At 71.3% G+C, this 22891-nt stretch carries 21 protein-coding genes; 14 read left to right on the top strand and 7 right to left on the bottom strand.

Annotated features, from left to right (window positions below; translation table 11 throughout):
* Positions 1-9: 9 nt before the first annotated feature.
* On the bottom strand, positions 10-1032 hold the full coding sequence (locus ACZ7CF_RS35830; RefSeq protein WP_470371867.1) for an LCP family protein: 1023 nt from the start codon (positions 1030-1032) through the stop codon (positions 10-12).
* 71 nt (positions 1033-1103) lie between these two features.
* Between ACZ7CF_RS35830 and ACZ7CF_RS35825 the strand changes: the two genes are divergently transcribed.
* From ACZ7CF_RS35825 to ACZ7CF_RS35790, 8 genes are all read left to right on the top strand, one after another.
* On the top strand, positions 1104-1523 hold the full coding sequence (locus tag ACZ7CF_RS35825) for a DUF6542 domain-containing protein (protein WP_470371866.1): 420 nt from the start codon (positions 1104-1106) through the stop codon (positions 1521-1523).
* Positions 1484-1609 carry a hypothetical protein gene (locus tag ACZ7CF_RS35820; protein WP_360397206.1) on the top strand — a complete coding sequence of 42 codons (126 nt, stop codon included), beginning with the start codon at positions 1484-1486 and terminating at the stop codon, positions 1607-1609. The genes ACZ7CF_RS35825 and ACZ7CF_RS35820 overlap by 40 nt, the downstream gene beginning before the upstream one ends.
* Positions 1606-3495 carry a glycosyltransferase gene (locus ACZ7CF_RS35815; RefSeq protein WP_470371865.1) on the top strand — a complete coding sequence of 630 codons (1890 nt, stop codon included), beginning with the start codon at positions 1606-1608 and terminating at the stop codon, positions 3493-3495. Before ACZ7CF_RS35820 ends, ACZ7CF_RS35815 begins: the two co-directional genes overlap by 4 nt.
* Positions 3496-3512: 17 nt before the next feature.
* Positions 3513-4094 (top strand): TetR/AcrR family transcriptional regulator, encoded by a 582-nt coding sequence (locus ACZ7CF_RS35810; RefSeq protein WP_360397208.1) that lies wholly within the window; start codon positions 3513-3515, stop codon positions 4092-4094.
* 63 nt (positions 4095-4157) lie between these two features.
* Positions 4158-5351 (top strand): cytochrome P450, encoded by a 1194-nt coding sequence (locus tag ACZ7CF_RS35805; RefSeq protein ID WP_458433833.1) that lies wholly within the window; start codon positions 4158-4160, stop codon positions 5349-5351.
* Positions 5348-5548 (top strand): ferredoxin, encoded by a 201-nt coding sequence (locus ACZ7CF_RS35800; protein WP_458433832.1) that lies wholly within the window; start codon positions 5348-5350, stop codon positions 5546-5548. Before ACZ7CF_RS35805 ends, ACZ7CF_RS35800 begins: the two co-directional genes overlap by 4 nt.
* Before the next feature lie 277 nt (positions 5549-5825).
* The gene (locus tag ACZ7CF_RS35795) at positions 5826-6785 is read left to right on the top strand and encodes a transcriptional regulator (protein WP_470371864.1); all 960 of its coding nucleotides are present in this window, start codon (positions 5826-5828) and stop codon (positions 6783-6785) included.
* A gap of 232 nt (positions 6786-7017) precedes the next feature.
* Complete coding sequence (locus tag ACZ7CF_RS35790) at positions 7018-9939, top strand: AfsR/SARP family transcriptional regulator (RefSeq protein ID WP_470371863.1); 2922 nt, start codon at positions 7018-7020, stop codon at positions 9937-9939.
* A 93-nt stretch (positions 9940-10032) separates the two neighbouring features.
* Here the strand turns inward: ACZ7CF_RS35790 and ACZ7CF_RS35785 are convergent, their stop codons facing one another.
* From ACZ7CF_RS35785 to ACZ7CF_RS35770, 4 genes are all read right to left on the bottom strand, one after another.
* Positions 10033-10224, bottom strand: a complete 192-nt coding sequence (locus ACZ7CF_RS35785) for a ferredoxin (RefSeq protein WP_470371862.1) — start codon at positions 10222-10224, stop codon at positions 10033-10035.
* A 2-nt stretch (positions 10225-10226) separates the two neighbouring features.
* A complete protein-coding gene (locus ACZ7CF_RS35780) occupies positions 10227-11429 on the bottom strand; it encodes a cytochrome P450 (RefSeq protein WP_360397213.1) in 1203 nt (400 codons plus the stop codon).
* A gap of 19 nt (positions 11430-11448) precedes the next feature.
* The gene (locus tag ACZ7CF_RS35775) at positions 11449-13020 is read right to left on the bottom strand and encodes an ABC-F family ATP-binding cassette domain-containing protein (protein WP_470371861.1); all 1572 of its coding nucleotides are present in this window, start codon (positions 13018-13020) and stop codon (positions 11449-11451) included.
* 106 nt (positions 13021-13126) lie between these two features.
* On the bottom strand, positions 13127-13663 hold the full coding sequence (locus tag ACZ7CF_RS35770) for a TetR/AcrR family transcriptional regulator (protein WP_470371860.1): 537 nt from the start codon (positions 13661-13663) through the stop codon (positions 13127-13129).
* 71 nt (positions 13664-13734) lie between these two features.
* Here ACZ7CF_RS35770 and ACZ7CF_RS35765 point away from each other — a divergent pair, with 71 nt between their 5' ends.
* The 6 genes from ACZ7CF_RS35765 (at position 13735) to ACZ7CF_RS35740 (ending at position 20009) form a co-directional block, all read left to right on the top strand.
* Complete coding sequence (locus ACZ7CF_RS35765) at positions 13735-14829, top strand: FAD-dependent monooxygenase (protein ID WP_470371859.1); 1095 nt, start codon at positions 13735-13737, stop codon at positions 14827-14829.
* 174 nt (positions 14830-15003) lie between these two features.
* Complete coding sequence (locus ACZ7CF_RS35760; protein ID WP_458433828.1) at positions 15004-16179, top strand: nitric oxide synthase oxygenase; 1176 nt, start codon at positions 15004-15006, stop codon at positions 16177-16179.
* Between the two features lie 4 nt (positions 16180-16183).
* Positions 16184-17254, top strand: a complete 1071-nt coding sequence (locus ACZ7CF_RS35755) for an APC family permease (protein WP_470371858.1) — start codon at positions 16184-16186, stop codon at positions 17252-17254.
* Between the two features lie 39 nt (positions 17255-17293).
* Entirely contained in the window at positions 17294-18391 is a 1098-nt protein-coding gene (locus ACZ7CF_RS35750) for a Re/Si-specific NAD(P)(+) transhydrogenase subunit alpha (RefSeq protein ID WP_470371857.1), read from the top strand.
* Positions 18388-18654 (top strand): NAD(P) transhydrogenase subunit alpha part 2, encoded by a 267-nt coding sequence (locus ACZ7CF_RS35745; RefSeq protein WP_053737731.1) that lies wholly within the window; start codon positions 18388-18390, stop codon positions 18652-18654. Before ACZ7CF_RS35750 ends, ACZ7CF_RS35745 begins: the two co-directional genes overlap by 4 nt.
* The gene (locus ACZ7CF_RS35740) at positions 18651-20009 is read left to right on the top strand and encodes an NAD(P)(+) transhydrogenase (Re/Si-specific) subunit beta (RefSeq protein ID WP_470371856.1); all 1359 of its coding nucleotides are present in this window, start codon (positions 18651-18653) and stop codon (positions 20007-20009) included. Before ACZ7CF_RS35745 ends, ACZ7CF_RS35740 begins: the two co-directional genes overlap by 4 nt.
* On the opposite strand, the gene ACZ7CF_RS35735 is transcribed toward ACZ7CF_RS35740, so the two are convergent.
* Both ACZ7CF_RS35735 and ACZ7CF_RS35730 read right to left on the bottom strand, forming a co-directional pair.
* On the bottom strand, positions 19975-21945 hold the full coding sequence (locus ACZ7CF_RS35735) for a diguanylate cyclase domain-containing protein (RefSeq protein WP_470371855.1): 1971 nt from the start codon (positions 21943-21945) through the stop codon (positions 19975-19977). The two genes, ACZ7CF_RS35740 and ACZ7CF_RS35735, sit on opposite strands and share 35 nt — an antisense overlap.
* A gap of 109 nt (positions 21946-22054) precedes the next feature.
* Positions 22055-22858 carry an SAM-dependent methyltransferase gene (locus ACZ7CF_RS35730; protein ID WP_470371854.1) on the bottom strand — a complete coding sequence of 268 codons (804 nt, stop codon included), beginning with the start codon at positions 22856-22858 and terminating at the stop codon, positions 22055-22057.
* Positions 22859-22891 lie beyond the last annotated feature (33 nt).

The raw sequence follows: 22891 nt of genomic DNA, 5'->3' as shown, positions 1-22891 counted from the left end.
GGGGGCGCGTTAGTCGACGCAGGGGACGCCGTCGTTCGGTGGGGGTGGTGGGGGAGCGGTCGCCAGCTCGGTGACCTTCGCCCGCACCTTCTCCTGGTCGACGCGGTTCACGTCCTGCCCGCCGACGTGCGCGCCGCCCTCGACCGGCAGCGTGTCGAACCGGACCTCGGACGGCAGCTTCCCGGCCAGCTCGGCCAGGTCTAGGTCCGCGTCGAGCACCACGTCCTGCTTGGCCGTGTCGATCATCGCCGGGACCGCCGCCGGGTCCTTCAGCCGCCGTGCCACGGCCGACAGGAACGCCTGCTGGCGCCGGGTGCGGGCGAGGTCGCCGCCGGGCAGCCCGTGGCGCTGCCGCACGAACGACAGCGCCTGGCCCGCGTCGAGGTGCTGCGGGCCCGCCGGGAAGTCGGCGCCCGACAACGGGTCCGCCGTCGCGTTCCGCAGGCACACGTCCACGCCGCCGAGGCCCTCCGCGATGTGGAAGAAACCGATCAGCGAGATCTCCACGAGGTGGTCGATCGGCTGGTCGAGGAACGCCGACACGGTCTGCACCTGGGCCCGCCGACCGGCTTCGCGGCCCGCGCGTTCCAGCCGGCGCTTGTCCGCCATGCCCGCGGCGCGCAGCCGGTCCTCCTCGGCGATCTTCGCGCGCCCGTAGGCCTCCTTGACCTTGCCCTCACCGCCGGAGGCCAGCGGGACGAGGTTGTCGCGCGGCACGGACATCGCCACGGCCGGACCGGACGCCGGCAGGTGCAGCAGGATCAGCGTGTTCGCGTTGTACCCGCCCCGGTCGCTCTCGCCGGCCTGCAGCCGCCGCAGCACGTCGTCGGGCAGCGGTTCGCCGTGCAGGTCGAGCCGGGTGGTCAGGCCCATGATCAAGACGTTGCGCCCGGACACCGACCGCGGCGCGTCGGCGGCGATGGCGTGGGAGCGCTCCACCCCGGTCGAGATCGTGGTCACCGTCGACCACGCGACGCCCGCCACGACGAGCACCGCGGCGCACACCAGCACCCACGCCGTACGCAGGATCACGTGGCAGGCACGCCGGAAGCGGCCGGCAGAACTCATGAGATCCCCCATCCCCTCGACTATTCTACGTGCTCATGGGGGTGCAGCTGCCGGGTTTGGCGGCGCTCACGATGCTCACGGTGTTCGCCCAGGTGGGTCTCTGGGTGGACGGGGACAACCTCGGGTGGCCCTTCGGCGTCTGGCTGGTGGGGGGCGCCGTGGTCGCCTCGGCGCTCGTGCGCCGGGTGGGGTTGTGGACGGTGGCACCGGCGCCACCGGTCGTCTTCGTCGTCCTCGCCGCGGGCAACGCGGCGTGGCAGCGGCTGGCGACGGGGCAGTCGTTCTGGGGAAGCAGCGAGGAGGTCGCCGCGGCAGCGGTCCCGTGGTTCGTCAACGGGTTCCCGTGGCTCGCGGCATCGGTCGGCGCGGCCGTGGTGGTCGCGGTCGTCCGCACGGTTTCTGGGGGGAATCGGACATGCAGGTCTTCGTCGACGGCAACGGCGGCAGACGGGTAGTGGCGAAGCTGGTCAGCGTGACGCTCGCGGGCGGGCTGGTGGTGTTCGCCGCGGTGGTCGGCGGCACGCTGCTGGCGGTGTGGTGAGGCGCACGCCCCGGTTGCACTGGCTGTCGATCCTGCTCGGGCTCCTGGTGCTGCTGTGCGTGGTGTCGTTCCACGCCCACGCCGCGCTGAGACCCGAGCCGGTGCCCGCACCGCACGCGGTGCACGAGCTGCCCGATCGCACGATCGCGCTGGCGTTCCACGGCGGCCCTGATCCGAAGTGGACACCGCACCTGCTCGACGCGTTGCGGGAGGCCGACGTGAAAGCGACCTTCTTCGTGCTGGGCACGCAGGTCACCCGCAACCCGGAGGTGACGGCCAGGATCGCGGCAGAGGGGCACCGGATCGGCATCGACGGCTTCCGCACCGAGGGCGACTGGGTGAACCCGCTCGACCTCGCGTTCGCGCAGGCCGCGCTCGCCGACGTGCTGGGTGTCCACACGCGACTGGTCGGCGCGCCGGTCGAGGTCGACAGCGGTGACCGCGAGCACCAGGACATCGGCACGCTGGTGCGGATGTCGCTGGCGCAGGGCCGGGGCGTGGTCCGGCTGCACGACGACGGCAGCATCGGCGCGGACATCGCCCGGCAGCTGGCGCGCACCCCCGGCCTGCGGTTCGCGCAGCTCGGGGACGGCGTGACCGCGGCAGGCCCGGCCGAACGCTTCACCGGCGCCGTCACCGGGTGGGCGCAGCGCAACGGGGGTGCGGTCGTCGCGGTGATGGGCACGGCGATCGCCGTGGCGGCACTGCTCGGCATCCTGCGCACGCTGATGCAGCTCGGCCTCGCGCACACCGACCGCCGCCTGCGCCGGGAGAGCGAGCACGCGCCGCCGCCGTGGACAGCGCCACCGGTGTCGGTGATCATCCCGGCGTACAACGAGGCCGTGAACATCGCGGCCACCGTCCGGTCGATCGCCGCGAACGACCACCTCGCCGACGTGGAGGTGGTCGTCGTCGACGACGGCTCGACCGACGGCACCGCCGACCGCGCCGAGGAGCTGGGCCTGCCCGGCGTCACCGTCCTGCGCCAGGACAACCAGGGCAAGCCGGCCGCGCTGAACGCGGGTGTCCGCGCCGCCCGCCACGACGTGCTGGTGCTGCTCGACGGCGACACGGTCTTCGAACCGGACACGATCGGCCAGCTCGTGCAGCCGTTCGCCGACAGCGGGGTCGGCGCGGTGGCGGGCAACGCGAAGGTCGGCAACCGGCAGGGCCTGCTCGGTCGCTGGCAGCACCTGGAGTACTGCGCGGGGTCCAACCTGGACCGGCAGATCCTGCACGCGCTGCGGTGCATCCCGACCGTGCCCGGTGCGGTGGGGGCGTTCCGGCGGTCGGCGCTCACCGACGTCGGCGGCGTGCCGGAGCACACGCTGGCCGAGGACACCGACCTGACGATGGCGGTCACACGGGCGGGCTGGCGGGTGGCGTACCGGCCGCAGGCCAAGGCGTGGACCGAGGCGCCGGTGACCGTGCACGGGCTGTTCCGGCAGCGGTACCGGTGGTCCTACGGCACGTTCCAGGCGATGTGGAAGCACCGCGGCGCGTTGCTGGAGAACGGGCCGATGGGCCGGTTCGGGTTGCTCTACCTGCTGGCGTTCCACCTGCTGCTGCCGCTGCTCGCACCGGTGATGGACCTCTACGTGCTGTACGGGTTCATCGTCGCGGACGCGCCGCTGGCGTTCATCGTGTGGACCGTGTTCCTCCTGCTGCAGACCGCGAGTGCGGGATACGCGCTGCGGCTGGACGGTGAGTCGGTGAAACCGTTGTGGGCGTACCCGTTGCAGCAGGTGGTGTACCGGCAGTTGATGTACGCGGTGGTGATCCAGTCGTTGGTCACGGCCCTGCACGGAACTCAGCTCAGGTGGATGTCGGTCCGGCGCACGGGTCGGCTCGCGGACGCACCCGGCGGTAGCGTGGCCCGCACTTGAGACCGGAGGGGACCAGGGTGGGCCGCACGCCTCTCGACACGCCCGCACGGCAGCAGGAGGTGTTCGCCGCCGTGCTCCACGTGTTCGCCGACGTCGGCTACGCCCGGTTCAACATGGACCTCGTCGCGAGCCGCGCCAGGGCGAGCAAGGCGAGCCTGTACCAGCGCTGGCCGTCGAAGGCGCGGCTGATCGTCGACGCGCTGAGGGCGAACATGCCGGTGCTCGCCCAGCCGGACGAGGGCTCGTTCGTGGAGGACGTGCGGGCGATCATGCGGTCGTGGGGCGAGCCGAGGCCGTTCGACCTGACGGGGATCTTCCTCGGGCTGCTGGAGGGCAGTCGGCAGGACGCCGACCTGGTGCGCCTGCGCGAGGAGCACGTCGACCGCGTCTACACCGAGCAGCTGCAGGTGGCCGTCGTGCGGGCGAAGGACCGCGGTGAGCTGCCGCGCGACCTCGACGCCGACGTGCTCATGACGGCGCTGGTCTCGACGTTCGTGCTGCGGTCGGAGGAGGCCGACGTGGTCGGCGGGATCGTCGACGGCCTGCTGCGACCGCTGATCGGCAGGTCCTTCGCCACCGAACCACTCGTCAAGGAGTAGCCGCTGCGCTACGTTCGGTCGTGGATCCAAAAGAACAGATTTGTTCTGTTGAAGGGAACACCCGTGACCGAAGCTGCCGTCTGCCCCGTCCACCACGAACGCGACCACCCCCTCCAGTCGCCGACCGGCTTCGCCGACGCCGTCTCCGGCGGCCCGGTCAGGATGCTGTGGCCCAACGGCGTCGAGGCGTGGGTCGTCTCCAGCTACTCCGGTGTCCGCAAGGTGCTCTCCGACCCGCGCTTCAGCACCCGCAAGGGCGGTCAGCCGGAGATGCGCACCGACGAGGGCGAACCCGTCCTCGACGCCGACCAGCCGGGCAACATCAACGGCATCGACGGCGACGCGCACCTGCGCCTGCGCCGTCCCCTCTCGCGCGGGTTCATGGTCAAGCGGATGAACCAGCTGCGGCCGCGCATCCAGGAGATCGTCGACGAGCACCTGGACGCGATGGAGGCCAAGGGCGCACCGGCCGACCTGGTCACCTCGCTGTGCCTGCCGCTGCCGTCGCTGGTGATCGCCGAGCTGCTGGGCGTGCCGCCGGAGCACCAGGAGCTGTTCCAGGCCACCGCCGGCGACCTGTTCGGCAAGAACGGCTCCAAGGACGAGTACATCGCGCACGCGACCAAGCTCTCCCAGGTGCTCGCGCCGATCGTCGCCGCGAAGAAGGCTGCGGGCACGAACGACGACCTGATCGGCCTGATGGCCAACGACACCGACTTCAGCATGGAAGAGCTGATCTTCCTCTGCATCGGGCTGCTCGCGGCCGGGCACGAGACCACGTCGAACTTCCTCGGCCTGTTCACGCTGCACCTGTTCGAGCGCCCCGACCAGCTGGCGGTCCTGCAGCGCGACCCGAGCCGCGCCGACGTGGTCGTCGAGGAGCTCATGCGCTACACCGTCGGCTCCCTCGGCGGTCCCGGCCTCACCCGGCGGGCGACCGAGGACGTCGAGGTCGACGGCGTGCTGATCAAGGCCGGTGAGTGGGTGAGCGTGTCGCTGATGGCGAACCTCGACGAGGAGCTCTGCCCGCGCGCCGACGAGCTCGACCTCGAACGCGACGCCGTGTCGCACCTCGGGTTCGGCTTCGGCCCGCACCAGTGCCTGGGCGCGAACCTCGCCCGCGCGGAGCTGCAGATCGGCCTGCGGTCGTTGTTCGAGCGGTTCCCGAACCTGCGCCCGGCCGTGCCGGTCACGGAGCTGACCTACCGCAACGACATGATCACCTACGGCGCGGCAGAGATCCCGGTGGTGTGGTGAGCGCGGTCGTCCGGATCGACCAGACCAGGTGCATCGGGGCGGGCCAGTGCGTGCTCGCCGCACCGGACGTGTTCGACCAGCGCGACGACGACGGCATCGGCGTCGTGCTGGTGCCCGAGCCGGCGGCCGGTCTGCTGCCGGGGGTGCGTGACGCGGTGGAGAGGTGCCCCGCCCAGGTGGTGACCCTGCAAGAGTGACCTGATCGGCCGTTCCGGTGAGCCGTCGTCACCGGGAATGGATTCAGCCGCCGACCGCTGACACCTCGTTGGCCCCTTCCCGGTCATGCCGTCCGTCCAGAATCGTGAGCGCGGCCGCCACAACGTCGTGGCGGTCGCGCTCACGCCGGTCCAGGGAGCCGAAAGACCCTTCCCGACCAGGCCGGACAGCGAGATGGTGGCGGCGGCGCGGTGAGTACCGGCGGTGTGCGACGGGTACCTGGCGACAGGTGGCCGGCGCACGTCAGGAGGGCCAGCGATGTTCAACGGCGACGCAGTTCCCGTGCGCGTGGACAAGACCGACGCACGGCACGTGGAGGCACTGACCGGTGCGCTGCGGGCACTCGACCACGAGCACGGCGGCGGTGCCTGCCGCGACGCCTGCGTGGCGTTGCTGAACTGGGCGAACCCGCTGCTCGACACCGGGCCGTCCAGCCGGGTGCTGCACCGGTTGCAGGTGGCCATCGCCGACCTGCACAACCTGGCCGGCTGGGCGTCGTTCGACATGGGCCTGCTGGAGTCCGCGCACGTGCACTTCGGCCGTGCGATGGACCTCGCGCGCGCGTCCGGCAACAGCGCGTTGGAGGCCAACATCCTCTACCGCATGGGACGCGTGCACCTGCACTACGACCTCGCCGAGGACGCCTTGGCGTCGTTCCAGCGCGGACTGCCCATCGCACAGGCCAGCGGTTCCACCTTGGCCGTGTCCATTCTGCACGCCAACGAGGCGTGGGCGTTCGCGAAGATGGGCGCCGAAAAGCACGCCTTGCGCCAGTTCGCGCGCGCAGAAGAAGAGTTCGACCGTGCGTCCAACGAAGACGCACCGCCGTGGGCTCGTTTCTTCGACCAGGCCGACCTGGTGTCCATCGGCGGGATGGTGCACACGGAACTGGCGCGCACGTGCGACGTGAAGTACGGGCGGACCGCGATCCCGTTGCTGACGCGCGCGATCGCCTCCGGCGGTGAGGACGCGGCGCGCAGCCAGTCGTTCCGCCTGGCCGCGCTGTCGATGAACTACCTGCTGCAGAACGAACCCGAGCCGGCGCGCGCCGCCGGCGTCCGGGCGATCGAGGTGTCCTGGCCGATCCGGTCGGTGCGCACGCGGGACCGGATGCGGCCGTTGCGGCAGGAGGTCGAACGGCTGCGGGGCAACGAGGCCGCCGACGAGCTGTCCGCGCGGCTGGGGACGTTCATGTCGGCGTCGCGCGGCGCCGCCTGAGCGGAAGGCGTCGCCGGGCCCGAGGAGAGGTTCGGGCTTCGGGCCCGGCGACGGCAAGGCAGGAGCGGCACCCGGCTGGGGGCCACAGGAACCGCTCCCGGTCACGGGATCAGCGGCCGACGACAACGCGCCGGAGGCACCGGAGGTTGACCGCTTCCTGGGCGAGAAGCATCACGTCACCCGCTGACATTTCGCTGACACCCCGGGTTACCGGCTGGTTAGGATCTGCGCCATGCCGCGGTGGGAGTTCAAGGTTCTCGGATCGTTGCAGGTCCTCGACTCGGGCCGACCGGTGGAACTGCGCTCGGCCAAACAGCGCGTTCTGCTCGCCGCGTTGCTGATGAAGCCCAACGCGCCCGTGTCGTTCTACGAGCTGATGGAACACCTGTGGGGCGAGGAGCCTTCCGGTTCGGCGCGCGCGACGTTGCAGACGTACGTCATGCGCTTGAGGCAGTCGTTGGACGACTTCACGGACCGCAAGCTCGTGCGCACGTGGCCGACCGGCTACTCGATCCACGTCGGGGACGACCAGCTCGACCTGCTGACGTTCCAGCGGTTGCGCGCTGAGGCACGCCGGGCACCGGACCTGGAGACCGAGGCGCGGCTGCTCGGTGAGGCGGCGGCGCTGTGGCGGGGACCGGCGCTCGACCAGCTGTCGTCGCTGCGCGTGGAGCAGACCGACGTGCAGCGGCTCAACGAGCAGCGCTGGGAGGTGCTGGAGCGGCGCAACGACGCCGAGCTCCAGCTGGGACGGCACGACCAGCTCGTCGACGAGCTGCGGTCGCTGGTCGCGCACCACCCGCTGCGGGAACGCTTCTGGTACCAGCTCATGCTCGCCCTGCACCGCACCGGCCAGCAGGCGCAGGCGCTCGACGTGTACCGCAGGGCCGGCGAGGTGCTGGCGGAGGAGCTGGGCATCGACCCGAACGCCGAGCTGCGCGCGCTGCACATGGAGGTGCTGGCGGGGTCTTCCGCACCGGTGGCCGTCCAGGCGGGACCGTCGTGGCTGCCGCCCGCGGTCGGCGACTTCTCCGGCCGCGCGGACGAGGTGGCGCGGCTGACGACCGGGTTGCGCGGCGGTGGCACGTGGACGGTCACCGGGTCCGGCGGCGTCGGCAAGACCTCGCTGGCGGTGCACTGCGCACACCTGGTGCGCGACGCGTTCCCGGACGGCCAGCTGTACCTGAACCTGCGCGGCGGTGAGCAGAAGCCGGTGGAGCCCGCGGCGGCGCTGGACCGGTTGCTGCGCGGCCTCGGCGTGTCCGGCGGCGCGATCCCGTCCACTGTGGACGACCGGGTCGACCTGTACCGCGACCTGCTGTCGGACCGGCGGGTCCTGGTCGTGCTGGACAACGCGGTCAACGAGGCCCAGGTGCGGCCGTTGTTGCCGGGCACGACGTCCGGTGCGGCGCTGGTGACGTCACGGGCCGCGCTCGCGGGCTTGGAGGCCGCGCACGTCGTCCCGCTGGACGTGCTGCCGCCCGCGGACGCGCTGGGCCTGCTGCGGTCCGCGCTGGGGGACGTCAGGGTCGCCGCGGAACCCGGTGCCGCGCAAGCGATCGTGACCTACTGCGGGCGGCTGCCGCTGGCGTTGCGGGTCGCCGCGGCCCGGCTGGTCGCCCGCCCGCACTGGCAGCTCGCGAAGCTCGCGGGCCGCCTGTCCGACGAACGCCGCCGCTTCGACGAGCTCTCGCTGGGCGACCTCGACGTGCGCGCGTCGCTGGCCCTGTCCTACGACGGTCTCGACGAGACGCACCGCCGCGCGTTCCGGCTGCTGTCGCTGGTCGACACACCGGACTTCCCGGCCTGGGTGGCGGCGCCGTTGCTGGGCCTGGACCTCGACGACGCGGAGGACCACGTCGAGGCCCTCGTCGACGCCCGCCTCGTCGACTACGCGGGCCGTGACGCCCTCGGCCAGGTCCGCTACCGCCTGCACGACCTGCTGCGCGCGTTCGGCCGGGAAGCCGCCGACGAGGACCCGGCCACCGCGCTGAAGCCGTTGGTCGAACGCTGGCTCGACCTCGTCACGCGTGCCGACGCCGACCTTCCGCACCAGGGCGTCCGCCTGGCCCCGCGGGCGCTGGAGCCGTTCGACCTGGGCGACGCCGCCGAGTGGTTCGACGCGGAGTGGCTGAACATCGGGGCGGTCCTGACCCAGGCCGCCGCGCTGGGCCTCGGCGACCTGGCGGCACAGCTCGCGATCCGCTCGTCGGCGTTCTGCGACCTGCGGGCCCGCTTCGACGACTGGGAGCAGATCAACGACATCGGCCTCGCGTGCGGTTCGGCCGCGCTGAAGCCGGTGCTGCACCAGCAGCGCGGAATCCTGCGCGCCCGGCTGCACGACTACGCCGGCGCGTCGGCGGAGTTCCGGTCGGCGCAGGAGGGCTTCGCGGCGGCCGGGGACGTGTGGGGCGAGGCGTACGGCTGGTACGGCATGGGGTGGATGCACGAGTGGAGCGGCCGCTCGCGGGAGGCCCGCGCCGCGCACCGGGAGGCGATGACCCGGTTCGTGGCCGCCGGCAACCCGCACGGCGAGGTCGAGGTGCTGTGCTCGCTGGGCGCCATCGAACGCCGGGCCGGTGGTCTGACCGCGGCGCAGGACTACCTGGAACGGGCGCGGCGCGTGGCCGGGCAGCTGGGGGACGAGCAGAGCGAGCTGATGGCGACGCTGGAACTGGGGCGGCTGCACCAGTTCACCGGCGAGCTCGACCTGTCGGCGGCGTTCCTGCGGTCGTCGCTGGCCGCGGCGCAGAAGCTCGGCGACCCGGACATGGCGGCGAACATCCGGTTGTTCCTGGCCGACACCCTGGTGCGCTCCGGTGCCGTCGCACCCGCGCAGGAGCAGCTGACGGCGGCGTGGGAGTTCTTCGAGGAGCACGACGACCGGCAGGGGCGCATCTGGGTGTGGCGCCTGCGGTCCGGCCTCGCGGCTTCCGCCGACGAGGCGCTGCGACTGGCCGGGCTGGCGCTGAAGGCGGCGCGCGAGATGGACTCGCCGCCGGAGCTGGGGCGGTCCCTGCGGGTGATGGGCGACGCGCTGGAGCGGTGCGGGCGCGGCGACGAGGCCCGCGAGCACTGGCGGCAGGCGGAGGAGACGCTGACCGCGGCCGGGTTCCAGGCAGAGGTGGACGAACTGCGGCTCACGACGTCCTGATCCTGGCTCGACGTCGTCGTGGTGCGGCGCGGTGGTGCCAGGCGACGGGGCACGGATGTCGCCTGGCAGCTCCCAACGGCTACCGCGCGCGGATCAGCTGACCGTGATCGCGCCCGCCGGGCAGAGGCCGGCCGCTTCCTGCGCGGTGGCCTCGTGCGCGGCGTCGAGGTGCTCCTGCAGGAGCACCACCGTGCCGTCCTCTTCGTTCTGGTCGAAGAGGTCCGGGTCGGTCAGGACGCACATCCCCGAACCGCAGCACTTCGACTGGTCGACGGAAATCTTCATGCTCACCACGCTACTGGCAACGAGTGGACCCCGTAGATGCCCATGTCGGTCCGCAGCGGCACCTCCTCGGGCGCGACGTCGAGCCGCAGGTCCGGGAACGCCGCGAACAGCCGGCTGAAGCCGATCCGCATCTCGATGCGGGCGAGCTGCTGGCCCAGGCACTGGTGGATGCCGTGGCCGAACGCGACGTGGCCGGAGGCCGGGCGGCGCAGGTCGAGCTCGTCGGGGTTGCCGCCGAACTTCTCCGGGTCCCGGTTCGCGGCCGGCACGTGCATCACCACGGTGTCACCGGCCTTGATGAGGTGGCCGTCGATCTCCACGTCCTCCAGCGCCGTGCGCGACGGTCCGAAGTGGATGATCGACAGGTACCGCATCAGCTCCTCGACGGCGTTGTCGACCACGTCCGGCTCGTCGCGCAGGATCTTGAGCTGGTCCGGGTGCTGCAGGAGCGTGAACGTGCCGATGCCCAGCATGTTCGCCGTGGTCTCGTGGCCGGCGAGCAGCAGGAGCAGCGCCATGTTCGACGCCTCCTCGTCGGTCGGCTCACCCGTGGCGATCAGGTCGCTGATCATGTCGTCGCCGGGGTTCGCCTTCTTGCGCTCGATCAGCTCGCGCATGAACTCCTGGATGCGCGCGAACGCCGCCATGGACTCCTTGACGGGGGTCTCCAGCGACAGCATCTTCGCGGTGTCCTCCTGGAAGCGGTGCCGTTCGTCGTAGGCGACGCCCAGCAGCGCGCAGATCACCAGCGAGGGCACCGGCAGCGCGAACTCCTTGACCAGGTCGGCCTTCCCGCCCAGTGAGCGCATGTGCGCGATCTGGTCGTCGACGATCTGGCCGATCCACTCGGACAGCTGGTTCATCCGCCGCACGGTGAACTGGCCCTGGAGCATCTTGCGCAGCCGGGTGTGGTCGGGCGGGTCCTGGCTGAGGAACAAGCCCGGCTGGACCTTGCGGTTCTCCGGTGGAGCCTCCCCCTGGAACCGCAGGTCCAGCAGGTGGTGCTCTTCGGGGCGGTTGGTGAACTTGGGACTGCCCAGCACCTCCCGCACCTGGTGGTGACCGGTGACCAGCCAGCCGAGGTGGCCGTCGGCGAACTTCAGCCTGCTGATGCGGGCCTTCTCGCGGATGGCGGTGATCTCGGCGGGCGGGTCGAACGGGTTCTGGCGGGTGGTCGGCAGTTGTTCGGAGATCAGTTCGGTCATCTCGCACACCTCCCAGTGCTCAGTAGAGGACCTGTTCCGAAGCTACAGAACTTTCACGACTCCGTGAAGGTGAATTGAGGATCACGGTGCGCCACCGGTCGAAATCTGTCCGCATCTGCCGGTCGTGGGTCGCGACGGCCACGGCGGCCCTCGTCCGCAGCAGCGCCTCGGTCAGCTCGTCGACCAGTGCGATCGACAGGTGGTTCGTCGGCTCGTCCAGCAGCAGCACGTGCGGACCGGCGCTCAGCGCCACCGCCAGCGCCAGCCTCCTGCGCTGACCGGTGGACAGGAGCCGGACCGGCCGCGCGACGTCCCCCGCCGTCAGCAGCCCGAGCTCCGCCACCCGCGGGCAGACCTGCGCCGCGGTGGCGTCCTCGTCCTCGAACGACGACTCCTGCGCGAGCAGCGCGACCCTGCCGACGTGGTGCACCGTGCCGCGAGCAGGCGCGAGCCGACCGGCGAGGACGCTGAGCAACGTGGTCTTGCCAGCCCCGTTCGGGCCGGCGACGAGCAGCTTCTCGCCCGCGCTGAGCGAGATCGGCTCGTCCAGCACCAGCCGTCCCGGCACCTCGAGCGGCGTCGCGTGCAGCAGGTCGCCGCTCGCCGTCAGCTCCGGTGGCGTGAAGCGCAGCGGGGGCGGGGGAGCGGCCACGCGCTGGTCGTCGAGCTCCTCCAGCCTGCGGGCGACGGTGCGCATCTTGTTCGCCGCACGGGTGCCGCGCTTGTGCTTGAACGCGCCCTTCGGCGGCCGCCAGGCGTCCTGCAACCGGCTCTGCGCGCGTTCGACCCTGTCGGCCAGCTCGTCGTGCTCGGCGGCCTCCTGGGCGAACCGCTGCTCCCAGCGCTGCCGTTCGGCGCGCTTGGCCTCCTTGAACGCCCGGTAGCCGCCGCCGTGCAGGCGCACCTCGCCGTCCGGCGTCGGGTCCAGGTCGAGCAGCTGGGTGCAGACGTCGTCGAGCAGCGCGCGGTCGTGGCTGACCAGCACGGTCACGCCGGGGTGCTGCCGCAGGCGCTCGGTGAGGAACCCCAGTGCCCCCGCGTCCAGGTGGTTCGTCGGCTCGTCGAGCAGCAGGACGTCGGCGCGCTCGGCCAGCAGGCACGCGAGCCGCACCCGGTAGCGCTGCCCCACCGACAGGGTCGCGAGCGGCGTGGCCCTGTCGTGGTCCGCGTCGAGCGCCTTGAGCGCGATGCCGGCCCGGCGCTCGGCGTCCCACGCCTCGACGTCCTCCGCGTGCGCCAGCGCCCGCTCGTAGCGCGGCTCGTCGAACGGCTCCGCCGCACTGTCCAGTTCGGACAGTGCGAGCCGGCTCACGCGCAGCGCCTCGTCCAGCAGGTCCCCCACCGTCTCCCGTTCCTGGAACGGCATCTCCTGTCGCACCAGGCTCAACGAACCGTGCCGGGTGACGGTTCCCTGGTCGGGTGCGAGGTCGCCGGCGAGCAGGCGGAGCAACGTGGTCTTGCCACGGCCGTTCTCACCGATGATGCCGAGGCGCTGCCCGGCGGAGACCTTCAGCGAGACACCGTCGACGACGGGACCGCTCTCATAGCCCTTGGTGAGGTCTTGGGTCGTCAGATGAACATGCGAACGCATGCCGGATCCTCTTCTGGGTACGCGAAATCAGGACGTGTGGCTGGGCGACACGTCCTGGCTCAGAGGTAGAAGACCCCGTACCCGAATCCCATGGGACCCACGCTACCTACGGTCGCAACGCCTTTTCGACGGCCCGGCGCAGGTCCTGGCGGCTCTCCTCGGTGCCCGGCTCCGGTCCCGACGTGCTGCCGCCACCGACGAGCCGGTAGAAGAGCAGGCCTTCGAGGAACGCCATGATGTGCCCGCCGGACGCCTCCGGGTCCTCGTGACCCAGCGCCCGCGCGAGCTCCGTCGCCCGTTCCCGCGGGGAGTGCGCGAGGATCGAGCGCAGCTCCGGGTGGTGCGTGGCCTCCAGCATCGCCGCGTACCGCGCGAGCGTCCGGTTCCGCTCCACCAGCCAGGTGTCGACCGTCCTGGCGAGACCGCCGGCCAGGTCGTCCCGGTCGAGGACGACCTCCTCCTGCTCCTTCAGTGCGAGCCGTTCGACGAACCCCTCCACCAACGCCTTGCGGGTGCGGAAGTAGGCGCTCGTCGACCCCTCCGGCAGCCCGGCCTGCCGGTCGACCGCGCGGTGCGTGAGGCCCCGCATGCCGGAGGTCGCCACCAGGTCGATCGCGGCGTCGGTGATCAGGTCCCTGCGCATGTGCTCCCCGTCATCTCTACAGCTGTAGTCTACAGGTGTAGTGTCCTCTACACCTGTAGAGGAGAGTGGCCGTGAAGGCGATCGTGGTCGGTGGCGGTATCGGGGGACTGGCGGCAGCGGTGTCGTTGCGGCGCGTGGGCTGGGAGGTCGAGGTCCGCGAGCGCGCCGCCGCGTTCGGCGAGATCGGCGCCGGGGTGGGGGTGATGCCGAACGCGCTGCGGGCGCTGTCGTGGATGGGGTTGGAGGACGAGGTCCGGCGGCTGGGGACGCCGCGGGTGTCGGGCGGCGTGCGCGCGTCGGACGGTCGTTGGCTGGTGCACCTGCTCGACGTCGGCCAGGAGAAGATCATCGCGATGCACCGCGCCGACCTGCACGGCGTGCTGCTGCGCGCGTTGCCGCCGGAGGTCCTCTTCACCGACTCCGAGGTCACCGGCGTCGAGGACCTCGACGCGGACCTCGTGGTGGCGGCGGACGGCATCAACAGCCGCCTGCGCGCGCAACTGTTCCCCGACGTGCCGGGACCGGTGTACGCGGGCGCCACGGCGTGGCGGGGAGTGGCACCGGGTCCCTTCGAGCTGCCGATCACGCAGACGCTCGGTCCCGGCGGCGAGGCGGGCGTGCTGCCGCTGGGCGACGGCCGGGTCTGCTGGTACCTCGCACGGGTGGCGCCGGCCGCGGCCGACCTCGACCCGGTGGAGCTGTTCGGCGGCTGGCACGACCCGATCCCGGACCTGGTGGCGTCGACCCCGGCCGTGGTCCGGCACGACGTCCACCACCTGCCGCCGCTGCGGACGTTCGTGTCGGGCCGGGTGGCGCTGCTCGGGGACGCGGCCCACGCGATGGTCCCGTACCTGGGGCAGGGCGCGTGCATGGCGCTGGAGGACGCCGTGACGCTGGCGGCCTGCGGCGGTGACCTGGCCCGGTACGACGCCGTGCGACGGCCGCGCACGCAGGCGGTGTGGCGGGGGTCGCGGACGGCCGGGCGGTTCGGGATCGAGCTGCGGTCACCGGTCGCGGTGTCTTTGCGCAATCTCGTGTTCCGCGCGGTTCCGGCGGCGGTGGCGGTGCGCGGCATGGCCCGCTTTTCGTCATGGGAGGTGCCCGCGATGCCCACGCCCGTGGGTTCACTCGACCGGGTCGAACCGGGCGGTGACGTGGATCACTGATAAATGTTCGGTTGCGGCGAGATAACGGTCGAAGACCATTCTTTGTCGCAGGCATCGTCACCCGGTTGCGGTATCAAGTACTCGCTGAGCGTGTCGGATGCGGTCCAATGATCCAACCGGTGTAGCGCGAGAGGCGGTTTTCGCCACACGAAAGCGGCGATACGGTGCCTCGCCATGACCCCCGTCCCGACTGATGTGATGCCCCGTTCCCTCACGGCGTTCCCCCCGGCGCCGGGCGAGACCGCCGGCGAGCTCGACATCGCCGAGGTGGAGGACTTCGTCCGCCTGCACCACGCCGAACACCCCGACCTGGGTCCGGTCGAAGCCCGGCTCGCCGAGGTGCACGCCGAGATCGCGGCGACCGGCACCTACCGCCACACCGCCGCCGAGCTGACCTTCGGCGCACGGGTGGCCTGGCGCAACAGCTCCCGCTGCATCGGCCGCCTCTACTGGCGGAGCTTGAAGGTGCGCGACCTGCGGGAGCTGTCCGCCCCCGCCGACGTGGCCGCGGAGTGCGTCGAACACCTCCGCGTCGCCACGAACGAGGGGAAGATCCGGCCGGTCATCTCGATCTTCTCCCCGGCCGAGCCCGGCATGCCCGCCCCGCAGGTCCTCAACGAGCAGATCATCCGCTACGCCGCCTACCGCGGGCCCGACGGCGGGGTGCTCGGCGACGCCCGCAACCTCGCGCTCACCGAGCTCGCCGTCGAGCACGGGTGGCAGCCGCCCGCCACGCGCGGGCCGTTCGACGTGCTGCCGCTGCTGGTCTCCTGCGAGGGCCACGAGCCCGCGCTGGTCGAGATCCCCGCCGACGCGGTGCTCGAGGTGCCGCTGTCGCACCCCGACCTGCCGTGGCTCGCCAAGCTCGGCGTGAAGTGGCACGCGGTCCCGGCGATCAGCAACATGCGCCTGCGCATCGGTGGCATCGACTACCCGTGCGCCCCCTTCAACGGCTGGTACATGGGCACCGAGATCGGCGCCCGCAACCTGGCCGACCACGACCGGTACGACCTGCTGCCCTACCTCGCCAAGCGGATGGGCCTGGACATGTCGTCGGAGGCGACGTTGTGGCGCGACCGGGCCCTCGTGGAGCTCAACCGCGCCGTCCTGCACTCGTTCGCCCAGGCCGGTGTCACGATCACCGACCACCACACCGAGTCGAAGAGGTTCCTGACGCACCTGGAGAAGGAGGAGGCCGCCGGACGTTCCTGCCCCGCGGACTGGTCCTGGATCGTGCCGCCCGTGTCGGGCGGGCTGACGCCGGTCTACCACCGCTACTACGACACCGGTGAACTGCTGCCGAACTTCTTCCCCTCGGCGGCCCCCGGGAAGTGCCCTGTCGCACACTGACCACGTGCAGCTCGCCAGAAGCCTGACCCTCACCGACGCCGTCTTCGTCGGGCTCGGCTCGATGATCGGCGCCGGTGTCTTCGCGGTGTTCGCCCCGGCCGCGGCGGCCGCCGGGTCCGCACTGCTCGTCAGCCTGGTGATCGCGGGCGTGATCGCCTGCTGCAACGCGTTGTCGAGCGCCTGGCTCGCGGCGCGGTACCCGCGCTCCGGCGGCACGTACGTCTACGGCCGGGAACGCCTCGGGCGGGTGTGGGGCGACCTGGCCGGGTGGGCGTTCGTGCTCGGCAAGACGGCGTCGTGCGCGGCCATGGCGCTGACCGTCGGCACCTACGCCGGCGCACCGAAAACCGTTGCCGTGGCGGCGATCGTGGCGCTGACGGCGCTCAACCTGACCGGTGTGCAGAAGTCCGCGCTGGTCACCAGGGCCATTGTGGTCGCGGTGCTGCTGGTGCTCGTCGCGACGACCGTGACCGCGCGTGAAGCCGTGCAGCCGGCGGAGTTCCTGTCCGCGGGAATCCTTCCCGCCGCCGCGCTGCTGTTCTTCGCGTTCGCCGGCTACGCGCGCATCGCGACCCTCGGAGAGGAGGTCAAGGAACCGGAGCGAACCATTCCCCGTGCCGTGGTCATCTCGTTGGCGATCACGCTCGTCGTGTACGCGGCCGTCGCGGTCACCGCATTGAGTGCGCTGGGCAGCGACCTGGCCACGAGGACGCTCGCCGACGTGTCACCCGCGCTGGCGCCGGTGATCCGGGTCGCCGCCTGCCTGGCCGCGCTCGGCTCGCTGCTGTCGTTGCAGCTGGGCGTCAGCCGGACCGCTCTGGCGATGGCGCGCGACCGCAGGCTGCCGGGTCTGCTCGCGGACCTGCGCGCCGCCGAGGTTGCCACCGGCCTGGTCGCGATCGTGTTGGTGCTCACCGTCGACGTCACTCGGGCGATCGTGTTCAGCTCGTTCTGCGTGCTGCTCTACTACGCGATCGCCAACGCCAGCGCGTGGACGCTCGGTAAGCGGTTCGTGCCCGCCGTTGGGCTCGTCGGGTGCCTCACCCTCGCCGGTGCGGTGCTCTGGCAACTGTGATGTGGCCCAGGTCACCTTTGATCGCGTAACGTGCGTACGGTGAAAGTGGGAACGCCCGCAGAGTCGCGGCCCGCCGAGCGTCGCGTCGCCTGCGTACCGGAAACGGTGTCGTCGCTGGTCGATGCCGGTCTGACCGTGCACGTCCAAGAAGGTGCGGGGCGCCACGCGCACGCTCCCGACGCCGCCTACCGGGCGGCCGGGGCGACCGTGACGTCCGAGGACCCGACCGCCGAGTCCGACGTCGTCGTGTCCGTCCAACCGCTGACCCCGGAGCAGGCGTCCCGGCTGAAACCGGGCGCCGTCACCATCAGCTTCCTGCAACCCGCCACCGACCAGGACCTGATCCGCGTGTACGCCGAGCGACGGGTCACGTCCTTCAGCTTCGACCTCCTGCCCCGCGTCACCCGAGCCCAGAGCGCGGACGCGTTGTCCTCGCAGGCCCTGGTCTCCGGCTACCGCGCGGTCCTGGTCGCCGCCGAACGACTACCGCGCTTCCTGCCGATGTTCACCACCGCGGCGGGCACCGTCCCCCCGGCCAAGGTCCTCGTGCTGGGCGCCGGGGTGGCGGGCCTGCAGGCCATCGCGACCGCACGCCGCCTCGGCGCCGTCGTCGAGGCCTACGACGTGCGCAAGGCCGCGGGCGAGGAGGTCCGCAGCCTCGGCGCGAAGTTCCTGGAGCTCGACCTGGAGACCCAGTCCGGCGTCTACGCCTCCGTGCAGTCCGAGGAGTTCCTGGAACGCCAACGGGAACTGATCGGCGCGCACGTCGCCGCCTCGGACGTCGTCATCACCACGGCCGCGATCCCCGGCCGCAAGGCGCCGGTGCTCGTGACCACCGACATGCTCAAGGCGATGCCGCCCGGTTCCGTGCTCGTCGACCTGGCAGCGGAGTCCGGTGGCAACTGCACCGACACCGTTGCCGGGGAGGAGAACTGGGTCGGCGAGGTGCTGGTGCACGGCGTGCGGAACCTGCCGTCCTCCATGCCCGTGCACGCGAGCCGCCTGTACTCGCGCAACGTCCTCAACCTGCTCAAGCTGATGGTCGTGGACGGCGTCGTCCTGCCGGACCTCGACGACGAGGTGCTCGCCGGCTGCTGCGTGACCCACGACGGCCGGATCCGCAAGGAGTTGCCGTGATCGACCTGCTGACGATCTTCGTGCTGGCCGTGTTCGTGGGCTTCGAGGTGGTCTCGAAGGTCTCCACGATCCTGCACACGCCGCTGATGTCCGGCGCCAACGCCATCCACGGCGTGATCCTGGTGGGCGCGATCCTCATCACCGGGTCCGCGGAGAGCACGCTGGAGCTCGTCCTGGGGCTGCTGGCGGTGTTCCTGGCGACGGTGAACGTGGTGGGCGGGTTCGTGGTGACCGACCGGATGCTGGAGATGTTCAAACGATGACCGTCCAGCTGATGTACCTCGTCGCCGCGCTCTGCTTCATCCTGGCGCTGAAGGGCCTGAGCTCGCCGAAGTACGCGCGCTACGGCAACTTCATCGGCGCGTTCGGCATGCTGGTCGCCGTCGTCACCGCCTACGTCCACGGCGTCGTCCACAACGGACTGTGGATTCTGCTCGCCGTCGCACTCGGTGTGGTGGTGGGCATACCGGCCGCGCGGTCGGTGAAGATGACCGCCATCCCGCAGATGGTGGCGCTGTTCAACGGTGTCGGTGGCGCCGCCGCGGCACTCGTGGCGCTGGCCGAGTTCTTCGCGGTGCCCGACCCTGGGTTCCTGTTCAGCCTCGCGACCGTGCTCACGGTGCTGATCGGCTCGGTCAGCTTCTCCGGCTCGGTGGTGACGTTCCTGAAGCTGCAGGAGCTGATGACGACCCGCCCGGTGCTGCTGCCGGCCGGTCAGCAGCTCGCGATCGCGGCCGCGGTGTCGTCGATCGCCCTGTGCGCCTTGGTGGTCAGCTCCGAGTCCGGGCTGCTGCTGTGGCTCCTGGCGGTCGTCGGGCTCGCGCTCGGTGCGTTGTTCGTGCTGCCGGTCGGTGGCGCGGACGTGCCGATCGCGATCTCGCTGCTCAACGCGTTCACCGGCCTCGCGGTCGCGGCGTCGGGCTACGTGCTGGCGAACACGCTGCTGATCGTCGCGGGCACGCTCGTCGGCGCGTCCGGCACGATCCTCACCCGGCTGATGGCGCAGGCGATGGGGCGGTCGCTCACGAACATCCTGTTCGGGGCGTTCAAGACCGCAACCGTTGCGGCGCAGGGAGAAGAGCAGCGGCCGGTCAAGTCGGGCACGGTCGAGGACGTCGCGATCCTGTTGGGGTACGCGAACAACGTGGTGGTGGTGCCCGGTTACGGGCTCGCGGTCGCCCAGGCGCAGCACGCCGTGCGTGAGCTCGTGGCACAGCTCGAACAGCGCGGGGTGTCGGTGGCGTACGGCATCCACCCCGTCGCCGGGCGCATGCCGGGGCACATGAACGTGCTGCTGGCCGAGGCCGACGTGCCGTACGAGCAGCTCAAGGAGCTCGACGACGTCAACCCCGGCATCACGTCGGTGGACGTGGCCGTGGTGGTCGGCGCGAACGACGTGGTGAACCCGGGAGCGCGCGACGAGCCGTCCAGCCCGATCTACGGCATGCCGATCTTCGACGTGGACCGCGCGAAGTCCGTGGTGTTCATGAAGCGGTCGATGCGGCCGGGGTTCGCGGGTGTGGACAACGAGCTGCTGTACAACCCGAAGACGACGCTGCTGTTCGGTGACGCGAAGGACTCGCTCACGAAGCTGCTGGCGGCGGTGAAGCAGTTGTGAGGAGCTCGGTCACCTCGTCGGCGGTCAGTGCGGGCAGCAGTCCGATCACCCCGTCGGCGCCCAGTGAACGCCAGCGGTCGGCCTCCTCCGCCGTGTGCACCTCGTCGACGCCGAACCGCACGCCGAGGCCGTGCACGGTGGTCACGAGGTCGCGCATCGGCTGGAGCAGCGGCGAGCCGGGGCCCGGTGCCGGTGCGCGGGTGATCACCGAGCGGACCGGCACCTCGGCGAGCACGGCCAGTTCGTCGTGGCCGCCGCGGAAGCCGTCGAGCGCGACGACGATGCCGCTGTCGTGCAGCACCAGCGCGTTGTCGTCGCCGGCCAGCACGGAGGAGATGTCGAGCGCGATCCGCAGCCGTTCCGGGGGCAGGCCGGTCTCGTCGAGGGCGCGTTTGACGTCGGCGACCAGGTCCTCGTCACGGGACTGCAGGGCACCCAGTGCGACGTGCAGCGTGGGAGCGCGCTCACCGAGCTTCGCCACCCAGGCCGCGGCCTGCCCGCACGCTTCGCGCAGCAGCCACCGGCCCAGCGGCAGGGACAGGCCGGTCGAGTCGGCGAGCGCCATGGTGTCGTTGTGGCTCAGGTCGTCCCAGTGCAGGCGGGCGACGGCGCCGAGCAGCTCCCGGGTCTCCAGGTCGTGCACCGGCGCGTAGACGATCTTCAGCTCACCGTGCTCCCAGGCGCCGGGCATCGACGCCGCCAGCGCGTACCGGCCCCGCCTGCGCGCGTCGTCGTGCGGGTCGTGCAACGCCCACTGCCGTTTGCCGCGCGCTTTCGCCTGGCGCAGCGCGGCGTTCGCGCACCGCATCAGCTCACCCGCGGTCGCGAACGCGGGCGGCCGGTCCACCACGCCGATGCTGGCCGACAGCGCGATGCCGTGGTCGTCCACGAAGGTCGGTTCCGCGAGTGCGTCCTGGATCTCCTCGACGGTCGTGGTGACGGTGTCGGAGACCGTCAGCAACGCGAACTCGTCGCCGCCGATCCGGGCCAGCACGGCGTGCTTCTCGCCGGCGAGCTTGCCGAGCCGGTTCGCGACGATCTTGAGCAGCTTGTCGCCGGTGTCGTGGCCGAGACCGTTGTTGACGACCGAGAACGCGTCCAGGCCGAGGTGGTAGAGCGTGACCTGGTCGGTGTCGAGGCGGCGTTCGACCTGCGTCACGAAGTGCTGTCGGTTCGACAGGCCGGTGAGCGAGTCGTGCAGCAGCTGGTGGTCGAGGCTGCGCTGCAACAGGTGCAGCTCGCTGATGTCCTCGACCATCGTGACGTGGTGCGTCGGCTCGCCGTCCGCGTCGCGCAGCACCGACACCGCGAGGTGCACCCACACCGGTTCGCTGTCCACGCGGATCAGCTTGCGCTGGTCGCGGAAGCGGTCGACGTGCCCGTCGCGCACCTGCCGGTACGACGCGCTCAACGCGGCCAGGTCGTCCGGGTGGTAGAAGTCGGTCAGGTCGCGCCCGTGCAGGTCCGCGCCCGACTCCAGTCCGATGATCTCGGCCAGCGCGTCGTTCGCCTCGACGCAGCGGCCGTTGAAGTCCGTGATCACGATGCCCAGCGCGGCGGAGTCGAACACCTCCTGGAACCGCGCCTGGCTGACCTTGAGCGTGCGCTCGACCCGCTGTTTGGCCCGCACGATCGCGACCTTGATCTGCTCCTGCTGGTCGAACGCGTCCATCCGCATGGCCTGCGCGTACGCCGAGCTGAGCTGGGCGAGCACTGGCAGGCCGAAGGTGGGGGAGAGCAGCTCGATCGTGACGCGCAACGACTCCGGGCCGGTTGCGTGCAGTGACACCAGCCGTTTCGCAACCGCTTCGGGGGAGTCGGCCAGCGTGTGCAGCGCGTCGAGCAGGGTCTGCTCGATCTCGGCGTGGGACAGCGGGATGTACGCGGTCGACGTCAGCGCGTGCATCCAACGGCGGGCGAGCTGCGGAAGTTCCATCCTGTGCACAGAGCGTACGGATTCGCCGCCGCCGGGCCAACATCGACGAGCAGGGGAGCCGGCCCGGCCGGCCCCTCCCGGCCAGGCCCGCCGGTCCGGAACCGCTGGTTCAGACCTTGCGCCCGACCGCCGCGTAGATGCCCGCCTTGTCCGGGTCCTCGGTGTTCGTGCCCTCCGGGCGCCACAGCGGCAGCGGCACGATGCCCGGCTCGACCAGTTCGAAGCCGTCGAAGAACGCCTCGACCTCACTGCGGGTGCGCGGGTGCATCGGGTTCTGGCTCTTCTTCATGACCTCGACGATCCCGGCCATCTCCGCGGGCTGGAGGTCTTGCGTGAACTGGGAGAACGCGAGGTAGCTGCCCTCGGGCACGGCGTCGCGGTAGGTGGCCACGACCGCCCTCGGGTCCGCTTCCGGTGGCACGAAGTGGAAGACGCCTACGGCCAGCACGCCGACGGGCCGCGTGAAGTCGATCACGCCGCTCTCCCGCGCGGCCTTGAGCACCGCGACGGGGCTGGTCAGGTCCTCCTGCACGATCGCGGCGCGCGGGTCGCCCTCCAGGATGAGCTGGCTGTGCGCGACCGCGACCTCCTCGAAGTCCACGTACAGGACACGCGAGTCCTGGTCGGCCTTCTGCGCGATCTCGTGCACGTTGCCGACCGTCGGGATGCCGCTGCCCAGGTCGAGGAACTGCCGGATGCCGTTGTCCATCATGAACAACACGGCCCTGCGCAGGAACGCCCTGTTCAGCCGCGCGATCGTGCGCGCGTTCGGCTGCGCCTTCAGGAACTTCTCCGCGAGCGCCCGGTCGGCGGCGAAGTTGTGCCCCCCGCCGAGCAGGTAGTCGTACAGGCGCGCGGCACTCGGCTTCCCGGTGTCGACGTTCTGCGGGACCCAGCTCACCCGTTCAGACATGCGCCCAGGCTACTGAGGCACCACCGGCGAGCG

The organism is Lentzea sp. NPDC036955, assembly GCF_055608005.1.
Note: the sequence above shows the minus strand (reverse complement) of the source record. Positions and strands in the feature narration are given on the sequence as shown.

Excerpts from the sequence above, each read along its gene's own strand:
- ACZ7CF_RS35780 (WP_360397213.1), bottom strand. The coding sequence starts at position 11,429 with ATGACCGAACTGATCTCCGAACAACTGCCGACCACCCGCCAGAACCCG.
- ACZ7CF_RS35735 (WP_470371855.1), bottom strand. The coding sequence starts at position 21,945 with ATGGAACTTCCGCAGCTCGCCCGCCGTTGGATGCACGCGCTGACGTCG.
- ACZ7CF_RS35760 (WP_458433828.1), top strand. The coding sequence starts at position 15,004 with ATGACCCCCGTCCCGACTGATGTGATGCCCCGTTCCCTCACGGCGTTC.
- ACZ7CF_RS35825 (WP_470371866.1), top strand. The coding sequence starts at position 1,104 with ATGGGGGTGCAGCTGCCGGGTTTGGCGGCGCTCACGATGCTCACGGTG.
- ACZ7CF_RS35770 (WP_470371860.1), bottom strand. The coding sequence starts at position 13,663 with ATGCGCAGGGACCTGATCACCGACGCCGCGATCGACCTGGTGGCGACC.
- ACZ7CF_RS35820 (WP_360397206.1), top strand. The coding sequence starts at position 1,484 with ATGCAGGTCTTCGTCGACGGCAACGGCGGCAGACGGGTAGTGGCGAAG.
- ACZ7CF_RS35795 (WP_470371864.1), top strand. The coding sequence starts at position 5,826 with ATGTTCAACGGCGACGCAGTTCCCGTGCGCGTGGACAAGACCGACGCA.
- ACZ7CF_RS35790 (WP_470371863.1), top strand. The coding sequence starts at position 7,018 with ATGCCGCGGTGGGAGTTCAAGGTTCTCGGATCGTTGCAGGTCCTCGAC.
- ACZ7CF_RS35740 (WP_470371856.1), top strand. The coding sequence starts at position 18,651 with ATGACCGTCCAGCTGATGTACCTCGTCGCCGCGCTCTGCTTCATCCTG.
- ACZ7CF_RS35730 (WP_470371854.1), bottom strand. The coding sequence starts at position 22,858 with ATGTCTGAACGGGTGAGCTGGGTCCCGCAGAACGTCGACACCGGGAAG.
- ACZ7CF_RS35785 (WP_470371862.1), bottom strand. The coding sequence starts at position 10,224 with ATGAAGATTTCCGTCGACCAGTCGAAGTGCTGCGGTTCGGGGATGTGC.
- ACZ7CF_RS35775 (WP_470371861.1), bottom strand. The coding sequence starts at position 13,020 with ATGCGTTCGCATGTTCATCTGACGACCCAAGACCTCACCAAGGGCTAT.